The following is a 15385-nucleotide window of genomic DNA, read 5'->3' as shown; positions in this document are numbered from 1 at the left end:
TTATGATCTAATCTTGGCACCAGTTTTGGATTCAACAGCAGAAATAATAAGTTGATTAATTTTGTTTAAATCATCCTCAGCCAAAGTTTTTTCTAAAGATTGAATAATTACATTTAATGCAATTGATTTTTTACCTTCAGGAATATTGGCTCCTTCATAAACATCGAATACTTTGACAGATTTTATTAATTCTTTGTCTACATTAGAGATAGTTTCGATTAATTCTTGAACTTTAAAATTTTTATCTAAAACAAAAGCAAAATCTCTTTCTGATTTTTGAAAATCTGAATATTTATACTGAGTTTTTTGATCTTTTAATGATTTTTTTGGCTGTTTTAAATTGTCTAAAAATATTTCAAAACCCACTAAAGACTCAACTTTAATATCTAATTTTTTTAATACACCTGGATGAATATCACCAAAAAAAGCAACTACTTTTTCTTTTCCTTTATTAAGAAAGATTCTTCCTGATTTTCCAGGGTGATAATAGCTTGGTGTTTCATCATCAATATAGAACTTATCTTTATTATAACCTGCTTCTACTAAACTTTTGATAACATCACTTTTAACATCAAACACATCTATTAATCTTTCTTTTTCAAGCCAGCTCTGCCTAGCCAATTTTCCTGATCTTAATCCAGTGGCCACTGTCTGTTGCTCACCTGGCTTAGATCCTAAAAAAGTTGGACCTATTTCAAAAAATGACAAATCTTTAAACCCTCTTCCTAAATTCTTATTCAAATGACTTATCAAATTAGAAAAAATTGAACTTCGCAAAACGTTCAAATCAGAACTTATAGGATTAATTATTTTGATTTCTTTGTTATTTTCAATGAATAGTTGATTGATTTTACTGTCAGTAAAAGACCATGTGATAGCCTCAAAATACCCCTTAGAAGCAATAGATCTTTGTAAAAAATGAAATAATTTTTGTTTTAAATTTAATGTTTGTTTTTTTCTAACTTTTTCAGGTTCAATAATTTTAATTTGATCATAGCCCTTAATTCTTACAAGTTCTTCTACTACATCAACTTCTTGTGAAATATCTGGTCTCCAAGATGGTATAACGACATCTAGCATTTCCTTGTTTTCTTTAATTTCAAATCCTAGGTTATCTAAGATTTTTATCATTTCTTTTATATCAATATTAAATCCAGTAATTTTTTCAAACAAAGAAGGGTCAAATTTTAATGATTTTTTTTTAACATCTTCAATTTTTTGAATATCAAATTCACTAACTTCACCACCACATATTTCTTGTATTAAATTAGCTGCTCTTTCAAGTCCTTGATCAATTGATAATGGATCAATACCTCTTTCAAATCTAAATTTTGCATCCGTATCTATATTCAAAATTTTAGATGATTTTCTGATTGATCGTGGACTAAAGTAAGCAGACTCAATTAACACATTCTTTGTATCTAGTTCAGTTCCAGTTCTTGTGCCTCCTATTATGCCTCCAAGACCTAATACACCTGAAGCATCTGATATGACACACATCTCATCCTCTAATTTATACTCCTTATTATCTAATGCTTCGAATGTTTCACCTTTTTTAGAATTTCTTACAACTATTCCTTTATCTATTTTATCAACATCATATGCATGAAGTGGTCTATTTAAATCAAACATTACATAATTTGTAATATCAACTATTGCCGAAATAGGTTTTTGGCCTAGAGCAATTATTTTGTCTTTTAGCCACTCTGGACTTTCAGTATTTTTTAATCCTTTAATTAAACAACTACCAAAGGATATACATGCTTGATTTTTTTCATTTTCAATTTTTACACTAATTGTTTGTTTATTTTTTTTATCAAGTTTTTTTTCTTTTTGATTTATTAATCTTCCCGCACCTGCAGCAGCTAAATCTCTTGCTATCCCTCTAACCCCCAAGCAATCTGCCCTATTTGGTGTAATAGAAATATCAATTACATTTAAATTTTTTTTTGGAAAATAATTTTCTCCTACTTTTTTGTTATATTTTTCTGGTAATAGCTCTGTTATGCCATCACTTTCGTTTGATAGATTAAGTTCAGACTCTGAACAAAGCATTCCATATGAGGTTACACCTCTTATTTTGCTTACCACCAATTTCATTTGACTTTTTGGCACTACAGCACCAGGAGGGGCATAAATTGTTAATAAACCCTCTTTAGCATTTGGAGCTCCACAAACAACTTTTACTGGTTTGCCCGAACCTATATCAACATCACATACTCTAAGCCTATCTGCATCAGGATGCTTTTCAACCTTCAAAATTTTTGCAATTACAAATTGATCAAGCTCTCCTGATTGACTATCAACACCCTCTACTTCTAAACCAATATCTGTAAGTTTATCGATGATTTGATTTTCACTAAGTTTTGTATCTAAATGATCTTTAAGCCATGCTGTTGTAATCTTCATCGGCTTAAGCCCCTATAGTTTGTTGGGACATCTATTGGATCAAATCCAAAATGATTTAGCCATCTATAGTCACAATCAAAAAAGGCTCTTAAATCATTAATACCATATTTCAACATTGCGAGCCTATCTATTCCTATTCCAAATGCATAACCTTGGAATTCATCAGGGTTTACTTTAACATTTTTTAAAACATTGGGATGAACCATTCCACAACCTAAAACTTCTAGCCATTTATCGCCTTCCCCAATTACTATTTTTCCATCTTTTATTTCATAACCAATATCAACTTCTGCAGATGGCTCTGTAAATGGGAAATGACTAGGTCTAAATCTCATTTTAATTTTATCAACCTCAAAAAACTCTTTAATAAAATAATTTAAGCATCCTTTTAAATGCCCCATATTTATATTTTTATCAATATGTAGCCCTTCAACTTGATGAAACATTGGAGTATGAGTTTGATCGCTGTCAGATCTATATGTTCGCCCTGGTGCTATTATTTTAAATGGTGGTTTATCATTAAGCATTGTTCTAATTTGAACTGGTGAAGTATGCGTTCTTAAAAGTAGCTCTTTTGCATCATCTAGATAAAAAGTATCATGCATATCTCTTGCAGGATGGTTATCAGGTGTATTTAACGCAGTAAAATTGTTATATTCATTTTCAACATCTGGTCCTTCTTCTACACTAAAACCAATTTCTGAAAAAATTGAAGAAATTTCATCTATAACTTGAGATACAGGATGAATTTTTCCCTGAACAAAAGGTCTCTCTGGTAAAGTTATATCTATTTTTTCTTTTTCTAATTTTTTGTTAATCTCTTTTTTTTCAATATCATCAATTTTTATAATAATTAAATTTTCAAGTTCACTTTTGACTAAGTTTAAATCTGATGCAAATTTTTTTCTTTCTTCTTCTACTAATTTTCCAAGCTGTTTAAATTGCGAGCTGATTAACCCAGTTTTACCAAATAGTTCTGTTTTAATTTGATTAACTTGATTTAAATCCAAATTTTCTTTTAACTTTAAAAGAAATTCATCTTTTATTTTTTTAATTTCAGACATATTGAGAGATTATTTCTTCACCGAAGAAAAACAATAGTGAAGATTAATTTAGTGCCGATTGAGCTTTTTGAACGATCGTTTTAAAGGCTTCTGGGCTATCGTATGCTATTTCAGCTAATATTTTTCTATCTAACTTAATTCCACATTTAGTTAAACCATTAATAAATTTTGAATAAGTTATTCCTTCAGATCTAACACCTGCATTAATTCTTTGTATCCATAAAGATTTAAATTCTCTTTTTTTAGTTCTACGATCTCTGTATGCATATTGCATAGCTTTTTCCATTGCTTGCTTTGCAACTCTTATAGTACTTTTTCTTCTGCCCCATTGACCTTTGACAGCTTTTAAAACTTTTTTATGTTTTGCGTGACTTGTTACGCCTCTTTTTACTCTAGCCATTTTATCCTCTTAAACTGTAAGGCATGTATGATTTAACTATTTTGCCATCTTGTTTTGACATAGCAGTCGTGCCTCTTAATTTTCTAATTTGTGAATTTGTTCTTTTTATCATACCATGTCTCTTTCCAGCTTGAGCCATCATAACTTTCCCCGTAGCTGAGATTTTAAATCTTTTTTTTGCTGAACTTTTAGTTTTTAATTTTGGCATAATTCTGCGGACTTATACAAATATTGGAATGGATTTACAACCTCTATTAAGCCTTATAAAGGCTGAATAACCATGATCATTTGCTTACCATCAAACTTTGGGTGCAATTCAACTTTGCCAATATCTTGCATATCAGCTTTTATTTTATCCATTAATTCTCTACCTAGGTGTGAGTGTTGTAGCTCTCTACCCTTAAATCGTATTGTAAATTTTACTTTGTCACCTTTTCCAATAAATTTTTTAGCATTTTTAACTTTAAAATCATAATCATGAGTTTCTGTAACTGGTCTCATTTTAATTTCTTTTAATAAAACTATTTTTTGTTTCTTTTTAGCAACATTTGCTTTTTTTTGAGCATCATATTTAAATTTACCCATATCAATAATCTTACATACAGGTGGTTTTGCGTTTGGAGCTATTTCAATTAAATCCAATCCTTGCTCTTTAGCCATTGATATGGCCTCATTTGTATTTATGATTCCTATATTTTCACCATCGCTTCCAATTACTTGAACCTCAGGTGAAGAAATTCTATTGTTAGATCTTGGACCTTTATCTTTAGTTCTTCTTTGAAAATAATTTTGTTTAAAATCTGCCACTTAGTTTGATGATGCTTTGTTTAAAGCTGAGAAAGTTTCTAAGAATAAGTTTAATTCCATATTTTCTTGTTTGTTCGTATCCAATCTTCTAATCGTTACTGAGTTACTGTCAACTTCTTTTTTTCCACAAATCAATAAAAGCGGTATTTTTGATAGTGAATGTTCTCTAATTTTATAATTTAAGTTATGGTTTTTTAAATCTACCTCAGAGCTTATGCCTGCATTATTAATTTTTTCATTTACTTCTTTTGCATAAGAATCAAATTCCTCTGAAATTGGAATTACAACAACTTGTAAAGGAGCTATCCAAAATGGAAATTTGCCTGCATAATTTTCTATAAGAATTCCAATAAATCTTTCTAATGATCCAAATAACGCCCTATGAAGCATTACAGGAATTTTTTTAGTTCCATCTTTATCAACAAAAGAAGCATCTAATCTTCCTGGTAAATTAAGGTCTACTTGTAAAGTTCCACATTGCCAATCCCTACCAATAGCATCTCGTAAAACAAATTCAATTTTTGGACCATAGAATGCTCCCTCTCCTTTATTAATTGTGTATTGAAGCTTTGAAGCTTTAACTGCATCTAATAAAGCTTTTTCAGCTTTGTCCCAAACATTATCATCACCAACTCTTAAGTCTGGTCTATCTGAGTATTTTAATATTACATCTTCAAATCCAAGATCTTTATAAATATCTAAAATTAAATTAGTAACAATCAAACATTCTGATGTAATTTGATCTTCTGTGCAAAAAATATGAGCATCATCTTGAGTAAAAGCTCTAACTCTTAAAAGTCCATGTAAAGCACCTGAAGGCTCATATCTATGTACTTTTCCAAATTCTGAAATTCTTAAAGGAAGATCTCGGTAACTTTTTAATCCTTGATTAAAAACTTGTACGTGACCTGGACAATTCATTGGTTTTATTGCAAATATTTTTTCATCTGGTGTTTGAGAAGTATACATATGCTCTCCATATTTTTCCCAGTGGCCAGATTTTTCCCAAAGAGATCTATCTAAAATTTCAGGAGTATTCACTTCTTTGTAGCCAGCTTTTTCTTGTCTAACTCTCATATATGCAACTAATTTTTGAAATAACTTCCAACCTTTTTCATGCCAAAATACTGATCCTGGACTTTCTTCCCTAAAGTGAAATAAATCCATTTCTTTTCCAAGTTTTCTGTGGTCTCTTTTTTCTGCTTCTTCTATTCTTTTTAAATATTCATCTAAATCTTTTTGTGATGCCCAACTTGTTCCATAAATTCTTTGCAACATTTCATTATTTGAGTCACCTCTCCAATATGCCCCTGATACCTTTGTTAATTTAAAGTACTTACCAATTTTTCCCGTTGAAGACAGATGAGGACCTCTGCATAAATCATGCCAGTCTCCATGAAAATATATAGAAACATCTTCACCCTGTGGAATACTTTCAATAATTTCAGCCTTGTATATTTCTCCTTTATCTTTGAAATGAGATATGGCTTTATCTCTTTTCCAAACTTCTCTTGTAGTTGGAACATCTCTATCAACAATTTCTTTCATTTTATTTTCAATTTTATTTAAATCATCTTCTGTAAAGGGTTCTTTTCTTGAAAAATCATAATAAAATCCATTTTCTATAATTGGACCAATGGTTACTTGCGTTCCTGGAAAGAGTTCTTGAACTGCCATTGCAGTTATATGGGCCGTATCATGACGGATAGTTTCTAATCCTTCTTTATCTTTTGAAGTAAAAATTTTGACTGAGCAATCTTTATCTAAAACAAAACTTAAATCCTTAAGCTCTTCATTAACACTAATAATAGTTGCCTGCTTTGATAAAGATTTACTAATCTTTTCAGCAACCTCAAGTCCTGTTACTTTATTTGGAAATTCAATAGTGTTTCCATCTGGCAATGTTATTAATGGCATTTAATTCAATAATTTTTTGTATTCTGAATATGTAGAAAAACACATTTTTTCAACATTAAATTTTTTAATTATATTTTTTCTACCTTCTATACCAATAGATTTCAATCTAGATTCGTCTAATTGTAAGACTTCTATTATTTTTTTACTCAATGCTTCTGCATTACCAGACTGAAATAAAAAACCTGTCACGTTATCAATAATAGTTTCATTAGATCCCCCAATATCACTTGCAATTATTGGTTTTTCCATTGATTGGGCTTCAACTGCTACCCTTCCAAAAGCTTCAGGTTCTACTGAGGCTGAAACAACAATGTCTGATATTTTGTAGGCTAACGGCATATTTTTACAATGTTCTATAAATTTTAACTGACTAGTTAGCCTATATTGCTCAGCCAATCTTTTAATTTTTTTAGTATAAATGTCTCTTCCTTGATCGCTACCCAAAATAATAGCATTAAAAGACTCATACCCCAGTTCTTTATTAACAAGATTTAATGCCTCAATAAATATCTCCTGACCTTTCCAAGCAGTTAACCGACCTGGCATTAGGATCGTTTTTTTATTTCTATCAACTTCCCAATCTGAAATAAGTCTGTTTTCTTCACTGTCTAAAATTGTTGATAATTCAAAATAATCGACATTAATTCCCCTAAAAATTACTAAGAATTTTTTTTTTAAATCTAAATATTTTGGATAATTTTGATTAATATGTGAAAAAATAAAATTTGATCCTGCTATTATTAAATCTGATCTAACCATTACTGAATTATAGAATTTTTTAATTGAGTTTTTAAAATTATAAGTACCATGAAAGGTTGTAACAAACTTTCTTCTTGTAATTTTTGTTGCAAACAAACAAGACCAAGCTGGAGCACGACTTCTTGCATGAACAATAGATATATTATTTAGTAAAATAATAAAAATCAAAGCTATTGAATTAAAGAGCATTAAAAATAGATTTTTACTGTGAACAGGAAGTTTTATTACTTTTACTTTTTTTTTATCAATAAATTTTAATAACTCTCCTCCACTAGTTACTATATAAGAACTACAATTATTTTCTGGTAAATAGTGTGCAAGATCGTAACAGCCTGTTTCTGCACCTCCATATCCAAGTTTAGGAATTACTTGCAGTACTTTTAATTCTGAAGACATTTGATAGAACTATATATTAAGAATTAATTCTAATAAACTTATATGAATAAATTTAAATACATTAAGACCCTTAATAACAAGCAAATAAGATACTTAAGTAAGGAATATAGAGATAATCTTTATATTGTTTTTTTGCATGGTTTTATGTCAAACATTGAAGGTGAAAAACCTCAAGCAATACTAAAATTTGCAAAAAAAAATAAGCTTGGTTTTCTTGCGCTTGAATATTCTGGTCATGGAAAATCCTCAGGAAAATTTACCAAAGGAAATATCACACAATGGTCAAAAGAAGTTGAAATAGTAATAAAAAAAATAGTTAAAAAAAATAAATTTATCTTAGTTGGTTCAAGTATGGGAGCGTGGCTCTCCTTAAATCAATTTAAATATTTTAAAGATCAAATTAAAGGTTTTTTAGGAATTGGTTCAGCTCCAGAGTTTTTACAAAACCTAATGTGGAAAAAATTTACAAAAAAAATGAAGAATGAAACTATAAAGAAAGGAATTTACAACTTAAAACACGGTAATTATGAGTATCCAATCACTTATCAGTTAATAAAAGATGGTAGAAAAAATAAAATCTTGAATAAAAAGATCAAATCCAAAATCAATGTAACTATGATTCATGGAAGTAAAGATGAAGTTGTTCCAACAAGTTATTCTAGAAAAGTTCTTAAGTTATTTACTAAAGCTAATAAAAAATTAGTAATAATAAAAAATGGTGATCACAGCTTATCAAATAAACGAGGTTTAAAAAGAATACTCTTAGAGCTAGATAAAATTACTTCTAATGTGGTTTAATCCTTCGATATAGCTTGGAAATTTTAAATTATAATCAAAATAACTTTTCATCTTTTTGTTGCTAACTTTTTTAGACTCATTATAAAAATTTTTCAACATCTCACTTTTAATTTGGTCAACTTCAATTTTTTCGATATTTTCAATATTTAATATTTTTGCTCCAAATAAAGTTACCTCTTCAGATGTAGAGGGTTTATCATCAGATAGATTGTATATTTCTCCTGACTTAAATTTTGATAAAGATTTAAATAATATATTTGAAATATCATCTACATGTATTCTAGAAAAAAAATGATTTTTTTTGCTGATCAATTTCACGCCTCCTGATTTTAGACGTATTAAAATATTTTTTTCATTAGAATAAATTCCAGATAGCCTAAATATCTGAATTGGTATTTTCTTATTTTTCTCTAGAGAAAACCATGCATTTTCAGCTTTCAATCTTGCAATACCATTATTTGAAATTGGGTTTGTTTTGCTATTTTCATTAACCCACTCTGCCTTATGATCACCATAAATACTAGTGGCTGATAAGTAGGTTATCCATTTTACTTTGGAGCTTTCTATAAATTTAGAAAAATTTTTTATAACTAAATCTTCTTGATTTTCTGGTGGTATAGAAACTAGGATGTGATCTGCTTCTTTTAATTTTACAACTAAATTTTGATCAAATTTTTCACTATTAAATAGATAGCTATTATAATTAATACCATTGAATGTTTTTTTTGAAGACTTACTTCTAGAGGTTGCTGACAAATTAATATTATATTGCTCAATATTAAGCTTCTTTATAAAATTTTTTGCGACTTGGCCAAAACCAAAACAAAAAATATTTATATCCTTCATTTTAACTAACTTCTTTTATAATAGATTTTAAACTTATTGGGTTTTTTAGCTTATCAATCATTTCTTTTGGACAAACTTGAATAAAATTAGAAATTTCTCTATCAAAATTTTCTATGATCTTTTTAGAAAAATCTGAATTTGTCTCCTGGTGATGCTCTTGAACTAAATTTTTTAAATAAGTTATCCAATAATCTGTTTCTGGCGTCTGCCATACTACAGTCTCTGGGTTTACTTTTTTATCAAATTTCTTATTTATATCGTAAATAAACGCCATTCCGCCAGTCATTCCAGCTCCAAAATTGTCTCCTACATCGCCTAGAATTACAACTGTGCCACCAGTCATATATTCACAAGCATTAGAATCGCATCCTTCAATAACTGAAATTGATCCTGAATTTCTTACAGCATACCTTTCTCCAGCTTGACCTGCTGCAAAAAGTTTTCCAGATGTTGCTCCATATAAAACTGTATTTCCTATTATGGTATTCTCATGTGAAACTAAATTACTTTCGTCTGGAAGTTTGACTACCACTGTTGCTCCTGATAAACCTTTGCCAACATAATCATTAGCATCACCTTTTAAAATAAGTTTTAATCCTTTTATTGCAAATGCACCAAATGACTGTCCAGCTGACCCATTAAACTTTAAAGATAAAAAGCCATCTTCTAGTTTTTCAGATCCATATTTTTCATAAAGATGATTAGAAATTCTTGTTCCAACTGTCCTATGAGTATTTTTAATAATATATTCTTTTTCAATAATTTTTACTTTTCCAATTTGTTCTTTAATTTCAGGTAAAATTTCTTGATCCAAAGTATCTGGAACAGAATTTATTTCTGGAACTGTGCAGTACCTTGTGTTCTCACCAGCATCTGTTTGAACAAATAAAGGGTTTAGATCTAAATCATCTAAGTTTGGTGAAGCTTTACTTACCTGTCTTAATAAATCAGTCCTACCAATTATTTCATTTAATGATTTAAATCCTATTTTTGCTAAAATTTCTCTTACTTCCTCAGCTATAAATTTAAATAAGTTGACTACCTTTTCTGGCGTACCAGAAAATTTTTCTCTTAGTTTTTCATCTTGAGTACAAACTCCAACTGGACATGTGTTTGAGTGACACTGTCTAACCATTATACATCCCATAGCTACTAAAGCTGTAGTAGCTACTCCATATTCTTCTGCTCCCATCATGGCTGCAATAACAACATCTCTTCCTGTTTTAATTCCACCATCTGTTCTTAGAGTAACTTTATGCCTTAAATTATTTAAAGTTAAAACTTGATTAGCTTCAGTTAATCCCATCTCCCAAGGTATCCCCACATATTTAACACTTGTTTGCGGTGTAGCTCCTGTTCCTCCATTATGTCCAGAAATTAAAATTATATCTGCTTTAGCTTTAGCTACTCCAGCTGCGATTGTTCCTATACCAGATGATGCTACTAATTTTACACCAACTCTTGCTTTTGGATTGGCTTGTTTAAGATCATAAATTAATTGAGCTAAATCCTCGATAGAATAAATATCATGGTGAGGTGGTGGTGATATTAAGGTTACACCCGGTGTTGAATGTCTTAATTTGGCAATTTCTTCTGTAACTTTAAACCCTGGTAATTGACCTCCCTCACCAGGTTTTGCTCCTTGTGCAATTTTAATCTCTATTTCGTTACAGTTATTTAGATATTTAAGTGTTACTCCAAATCTTGCTGAGGCTATTTGCTTAACTCTAGAATTAGCACTATCTCCGTTTCCCATCTTAATAAATCTTTTTTCATCTTCTCCACCTTCGCCACTACAAGAGGCTCCTTTAATTCTATTCATTCCTATAGCTAATGTTTCGTGTGCTTCTTTCGATAGTGCACCATGAGACATACTTCCACTTCCAAATCTTGTTAAAATATTTTCGATTGGTTCTACTTCTGAAATATCTAAGGATGGGTTTAAATTTTTATCTCTAAATCCAATCAAGTCTCTAAGGTGTATAGGAGGAAGATTATAAATACCTTCTGCATATTTTTTATAAGCTTCAAAAGAATTTGATGAAACTGCACTTTGTAAAAGATGAATGAGCTTACCTTGATATTGATGAGTTTCACCATTCTTTCTATATCTATAAATTCCTCCGATTGGTAAAACTGTATCCGTTCCTTCAAATGCTTCTTTGTGAATAGTTCTTAATTTTTTTTCTATTCCATTTAACCCTATGCCTGAAATTTTTGATAAGATTCCTGGAAAGTATTCTGATGCTACTGTTCTACTCAAACCAACTGTTTCAAAATTACATCCACCTCTATAAGAGCTTATGACCGAAATTCCCATTTTTGACATTATTTTCAGAAGTCCATAATTTACTGATTGTATATATCTGTCTATGCATTCATCGTACTCAAACTTTCCAAATAATTTTTTTTCAAACCTTTGATATAAACTATCCAATGCTAAATAAGGATTAACAGTAGTTGCCCCAACACCTATAAGTGTTGCAAATGAATGCGTGTCTAATGCTTCTCCAGTTTGAGCATTGATTGATGCATAGCCTCTTAATTTTTTTTTAATAAGATAAGTATTTATTGCACCAACACATAATAGCATTGGGATGGGTAATCTTTTTTCAGAAATATTTTTATCACTTAAAACTAATTGCGTAAGGCCTTGTCGAACTGCAATTTCAGACTCTTTTCTAATTCTCTCAATAGAAGTTTCAAGATTTTCACTTTTATCAAAAGTACAATCAATTGTTATTGATTTTTCCCCAAAAAAATTAATAAATTTTTCTAATTGAGAATTTGATAATATGGGGCTGTCTAAAACGTATATGTTTTCTTCTGTTAAATTAGTGAAATCTAAAATATTTCCAAGATTACCAAAACGAGTTTTTAAACTCATAACCTTGTTTTCTCTTAAAGAATCAATTGGTGGATTTGTAACTTGACTAAAATTTTGTCTAAAAAAATGGTAAAGCGGTCTATAACGGTCAGACAATACTGCAAGTGGAGTGTCATCACCCATAGAGCCAATGGCTTCTTTTGCATCTTCTGCCATCGGGTGAAGAATAAGCTCCAGATCTTCTAAACTATAACCAAATGTATGTTGTCTTTTTTTTAGATCATCACCTGAAAAAGTAGATTTTTCATTCTTTATTGGGAATTTCTTTTCTAAATCAATTATTTGATTGTTAAAATGTTTAAACTCTTTTGCTAGATAGTCTTTTATTTCAACATTAGAAAATACTTTACCTTTGGCTATTCTAACTCCAAGAATTTCTCCAGGTCCTAATCTGCCTTTTTTAAGAATTTGCTTCTCATCGATTTCAACCATTCCCGTTTCTGATCCTGCACACAATATTTTATCTTTTGAAATGGTATATCTCATTGGGCGTAACCCATTTCTATCAGCTGCTACTATAGCCCATTCATTATCGGTAGCTGCAATAGCAGCTGGTCCATCCCATGGCTCCATTGTGCTATTTAAAAAATTAAATAATTGTTGGTGATCTTTTGATAATGTTTGACTTTTTTTAGACCATGCATCTGGAATTAACATTAATTTTGCAAGGGGTGCTGATTGGCCAGAAATATTTAAAAGTTCAAAAACACTATCTAGTGCAGCAGAGTCTGAAGATCCTGGTTGTATAACTGGTTTTAAATTTTCCATATTATCAAATAATGGACTATTCATTTCTTGCTCATGAACTTTCATCCAGTTTGTATTTCCTTTGAATGTATTTATTTCTCCATTATGAGCTAATGCTCTAAAAGGTTGTGCCAGATCCCAACTAGGTGCTGTGTTTGTTGAAAATCTTTGATGAAATATTGCAAATCGAGATATAAACCTCTCATCCTTTAAATCTAAATAAAAATCTGCAATAGACTCCGCTAAAAACATGCCCTTATAAATAACTGACTTAGAGCTTATTGAGCAAATATAAAAACCTTCTATCGCATCTTTAATAGCTTCTTTTTCAATTTTTCTTCTAGATTCATAAATTTTTCTTTCTAACTCTTTTTCTGTTAAATCTTTATTATTATGTTTAAATAATACTTGAGTAATTTCTGGTCTTGTAAGATTTGCTTTTTCTCCTAAAACTTTTGGATTTACTGGAACCTGTCTCCATCCATAAATACTAAAATTACTTTTTGTTAATTCACTTTCAACTAAAGTTCTTGCATTTTCTTGTGCTTGATAATTGTTTCTGGGTAAAAAAATCATACCCACACAAATTTCTGAACCATCATGGTCGTGACCTGTGATTTCTATCTTTTCAGCAAAGAAGTCTGAAGGAATTTCTAAATGGATTCCAGCTCCATCACCTGTTTTTCCGTCAGCATCAACTGCTCCTCTATGCCAAACCGCTTTTAGGGCATTAATTCCATATTCTACTACTTTCCTGGATTTTTTACCTTCTGTAGAAGCAATTAACCCTACTCCACAAGCGTCATGCTCCATTTCTTTAGAATAAACATGACCATCCTCAAGAATTTTAAGATTTTTTTTATAATTTTTCATTAAGCAACCTTCTCTTTACTGAGTTCTTTGGTCTCTAAAAAATTTTTTATTGATACTGCTACATCTCTTCCATCTTTTATGGCCCAGACAACTAAAGATGCACCCCTAATAATATCTCCAGCTGCAAACACACCTGGTAAATTTGTCTCCATAGTATCAAAATTAGTTTTTAATGTTCCCCATTTAGTAACTTGTAGATCCTCAGAACCAAATAGTTTTGGTAAATTTTCTGGATCAAAACCAAGAGCCTTAATTACTATGTCTGCCTTAATATTAAAGTGAGAATTATTTTGAATTTCTGGTTTACGTCTTCCACTGTCATCAGGTTCCCCAAGTTTGATTTTATCCACTATCAAACCTTTAACTTTATTTATTCCAATAAATTCTTTGGGACTAGATAGCCATACAAACTCTACTCCCTCTTCCTCTGCATTGGCTACCTCTCTTGCAGATCCAGGCATATTTTCTTTGTCTCTCCTGTAAAGGCATTTAACTGATTTTGCTTTTTGTCTGATTGAAGTTCTAACACAATCCATTGCAGTGTCACCTCCTCCAATTACTACAATATTTTTTCCTTCAGCATTTAAAGTTCCATTATCAAATAATTCTACCTTGTCTCCTAATCCTTTTTTATTTGAAGCTGTTAAAAATTCCATGGCTGGAAATATATTTCCTAAATCTTTTCCTGGAAGATCTATTTCTCGAGCTTTATAAACTCCAGTTGCAATTAAAAGAGCATCATGTTTTTTTCTTAATTGCTCCAATGTAGCATCTTTTCCAACTTCAAAATTTTGAACAAATTTAATTCCACCTTCTTCTAATAATTTGGTTCTTCTCTCTACAACAAATTTTTCTAATTTAAAATTTGGAATGCCATAAATCATTAAACCACCAGCTCTATCATATCGATCGTATACTGTAATTTGATAACCTGACTTACGTAACTGCTCTGCAGCAGCTAGACCAGCTGGGCCTGCTCCTATAATTCCAATACTTTGACTCTTTTCATTTTTAACCTTTATTGGATTTACCCATCCTTGTTCCCAAGCATTATCAGTAATATACTTCTCAACTGAACCTATAGTTACAGTTCCATGTCCTGATTGTTCAATTACACAATTTCCTTCACACAATCTATCTTGTGGACATATTCTTCCACACACCTCTGGCATGTTGTTAGTGCTTTGAGATAATTCGTAAGCCTCTTTTAATCGTCCTTCTGCAGTTAATTTTAGCCAATCTGGAATATTATTACTTAATGGACAATGGACCTGGCAAAAAGGAACTCCACATTGAGAACACCTGCTAGATTGTTCACTTGCTTTATCGTTAATAAATTCCTTATAAATTTCGTTAAAGTCTTCTTTTCTATTTCCAACTTCTCTTTTAGGTGGAGTTTGTTGACCTATTTTAACAAATTTAAGCATATTTTCTGACATATTTAACCTCAATAAATTTAACATATATCAAGGTTTTATGTAA

General features: G+C 30.4%; 11 protein-coding genes. 1 reads left to right on the top strand and 10 read right to left on the bottom strand.

Going from position 1 to position 15385, the window contains the following annotated elements; genetic code table 11:
- The 7 genes from pheT to AC5SLN_RS00160 are packed head-to-tail and all read right to left on the bottom strand — an operon-like array spanning position 1 to position 7752.
- Positions 1 to 2409 (bottom strand): phenylalanine--tRNA ligase subunit beta, encoded by a 2409-nt coding sequence (gene pheT, locus AC5SLN_RS00190; RefSeq protein WP_494593478.1) that lies wholly within the window; start codon positions 2407 to 2409, stop codon positions 1 to 3.
- Positions 2406 to 3473, bottom strand: a complete 1068-nt coding sequence (gene pheS / locus AC5SLN_RS00185; protein WP_494593476.1) for a phenylalanine--tRNA ligase subunit alpha — start codon at positions 3471 to 3473, stop codon at positions 2406 to 2408. Before pheS ends, pheT begins: the two co-directional genes overlap by 4 nt.
- A gap of 43 nt (positions 3474 to 3516) precedes the next feature.
- A complete protein-coding gene (rplT, locus tag AC5SLN_RS00180) occupies positions 3517 to 3873 on the bottom strand; it encodes a 50S ribosomal protein L20 (protein WP_006997461.1) in 357 nt (118 codons plus the stop codon).
- A 1-nt stretch (position 3874) separates the two neighbouring features.
- Positions 3875 to 4081, bottom strand: a complete 207-nt coding sequence (gene rpmI / locus AC5SLN_RS00175; protein ID WP_006997462.1) for a 50S ribosomal protein L35 — start codon at positions 4079 to 4081, stop codon at positions 3875 to 3877.
- 53 nt (positions 4082 to 4134) lie between these two features.
- The gene (gene infC / locus AC5SLN_RS00170) at positions 4135 to 4680 is read right to left on the bottom strand and encodes a translation initiation factor IF-3 (protein ID WP_006997463.1); all 546 of its coding nucleotides are present in this window, start codon (positions 4678 to 4680) and stop codon (positions 4135 to 4137) included.
- Complete coding sequence (gene thrS, locus AC5SLN_RS00165) at positions 4681 to 6597, bottom strand: threonine--tRNA ligase (RefSeq protein ID WP_494593474.1); 1917 nt, start codon at positions 6595 to 6597, stop codon at positions 4681 to 4683.
- Positions 6598 to 7752, bottom strand: coding sequence for a glycosyltransferase family 4 protein (locus AC5SLN_RS00160; protein WP_494593472.1), 1155 nt, complete (start codon positions 7750 to 7752; stop codon positions 6598 to 6600).
- A gap of 42 nt (positions 7753 to 7794) precedes the next feature.
- On the opposite strand from AC5SLN_RS00160, the gene AC5SLN_RS00155 reads away from it, so the two are divergent.
- Positions 7795 to 8550 carry an alpha/beta hydrolase gene (locus AC5SLN_RS00155; RefSeq protein WP_494593471.1) on the top strand — a complete coding sequence of 252 codons (756 nt, stop codon included), beginning with the start codon at positions 7795 to 7797 and terminating at the stop codon, positions 8548 to 8550.
- On the opposite strand, the gene AC5SLN_RS00150 is transcribed toward AC5SLN_RS00155, so the two are convergent.
- From AC5SLN_RS00150 to AC5SLN_RS00140, 3 genes are read right to left on the bottom strand one after another with little or no spacing between them, the layout of a single operon-like run.
- Complete coding sequence (locus AC5SLN_RS00150; RefSeq protein ID WP_494593469.1) at positions 8521 to 9396, bottom strand: Rossmann-fold NAD(P)-binding domain-containing protein; 876 nt, start codon at positions 9394 to 9396, stop codon at positions 8521 to 8523. The genes AC5SLN_RS00155 and AC5SLN_RS00150 overlap by 30 nt on opposite strands.
- A gap of 1 nt (position 9397) precedes the next feature.
- Positions 9398 to 13903, bottom strand: coding sequence for a glutamate synthase large subunit (gltB, locus tag AC5SLN_RS00145; protein WP_494593467.1), 4506 nt, complete (start codon positions 13901 to 13903; stop codon positions 9398 to 9400).
- Entirely contained in the window at positions 13903 to 15342 is a 1440-nt protein-coding gene (locus AC5SLN_RS00140) for an NAD(P)-dependent oxidoreductase (RefSeq protein WP_494593465.1), read from the bottom strand. Before AC5SLN_RS00140 ends, gltB begins: the two co-directional genes overlap by 1 nt.
- Positions 15343 to 15385 lie beyond the last annotated feature (43 nt).

It is taken from the genome of Candidatus Pelagibacter sp. PS_31 (genome assembly GCF_059417865.1).
Note: the sequence above shows the minus strand (reverse complement) of the source record. Positions and strands in the feature narration are given on the sequence as shown.

Bases quoted from the DNA above. Each gene is read 5' to 3' on its own strand.
- AC5SLN_RS00160 (WP_494593472.1), bottom strand. From the start codon at position 7,752: ATGTCTTCAGAATTAAAAGTACTGCAAGTAATTCCTAAACTTGGATAT.
- pheS (WP_494593476.1), bottom strand. From the start codon at position 3,473: ATGTCTGAAATTAAAAAAATAAAAGATGAATTTCTTTTAAAGTTAAAA.
- AC5SLN_RS00155 (WP_494593471.1), top strand. From the start codon at position 7,795: ATGAATAAATTTAAATACATTAAGACCCTTAATAACAAGCAAATAAGA.
- gltB (WP_494593467.1), bottom strand. From the start codon at position 13,903: ATGAAAAATTATAAAAAAAATCTTAAAATTCTTGAGGATGGTCATGTT.
- pheT (WP_494593478.1), bottom strand. From the start codon at position 2,409: ATGAAGATTACAACAGCATGGCTTAAAGATCATTTAGATACAAAACTT.
- AC5SLN_RS00150 (WP_494593469.1), bottom strand. From the start codon at position 9,396: ATGAAGGATATAAATATTTTTTGTTTTGGTTTTGGCCAAGTCGCAAAA.
- AC5SLN_RS00140 (WP_494593465.1), bottom strand. From the start codon at position 15,342: ATGTCAGAAAATATGCTTAAATTTGTTAAAATAGGTCAACAAACTCCA.
- rpmI (WP_006997462.1), bottom strand. From the start codon at position 4,081: ATGCCAAAATTAAAAACTAAAAGTTCAGCAAAAAAAAGATTTAAAATC.
- thrS (WP_494593474.1), bottom strand. From the start codon at position 6,597: ATGCCATTAATAACATTGCCAGATGGAAACACTATTGAATTTCCAAAT.
- rplT (WP_006997461.1), bottom strand. From the start codon at position 3,873: ATGGCTAGAGTAAAAAGAGGCGTAACAAGTCACGCAAAACATAAAAAA.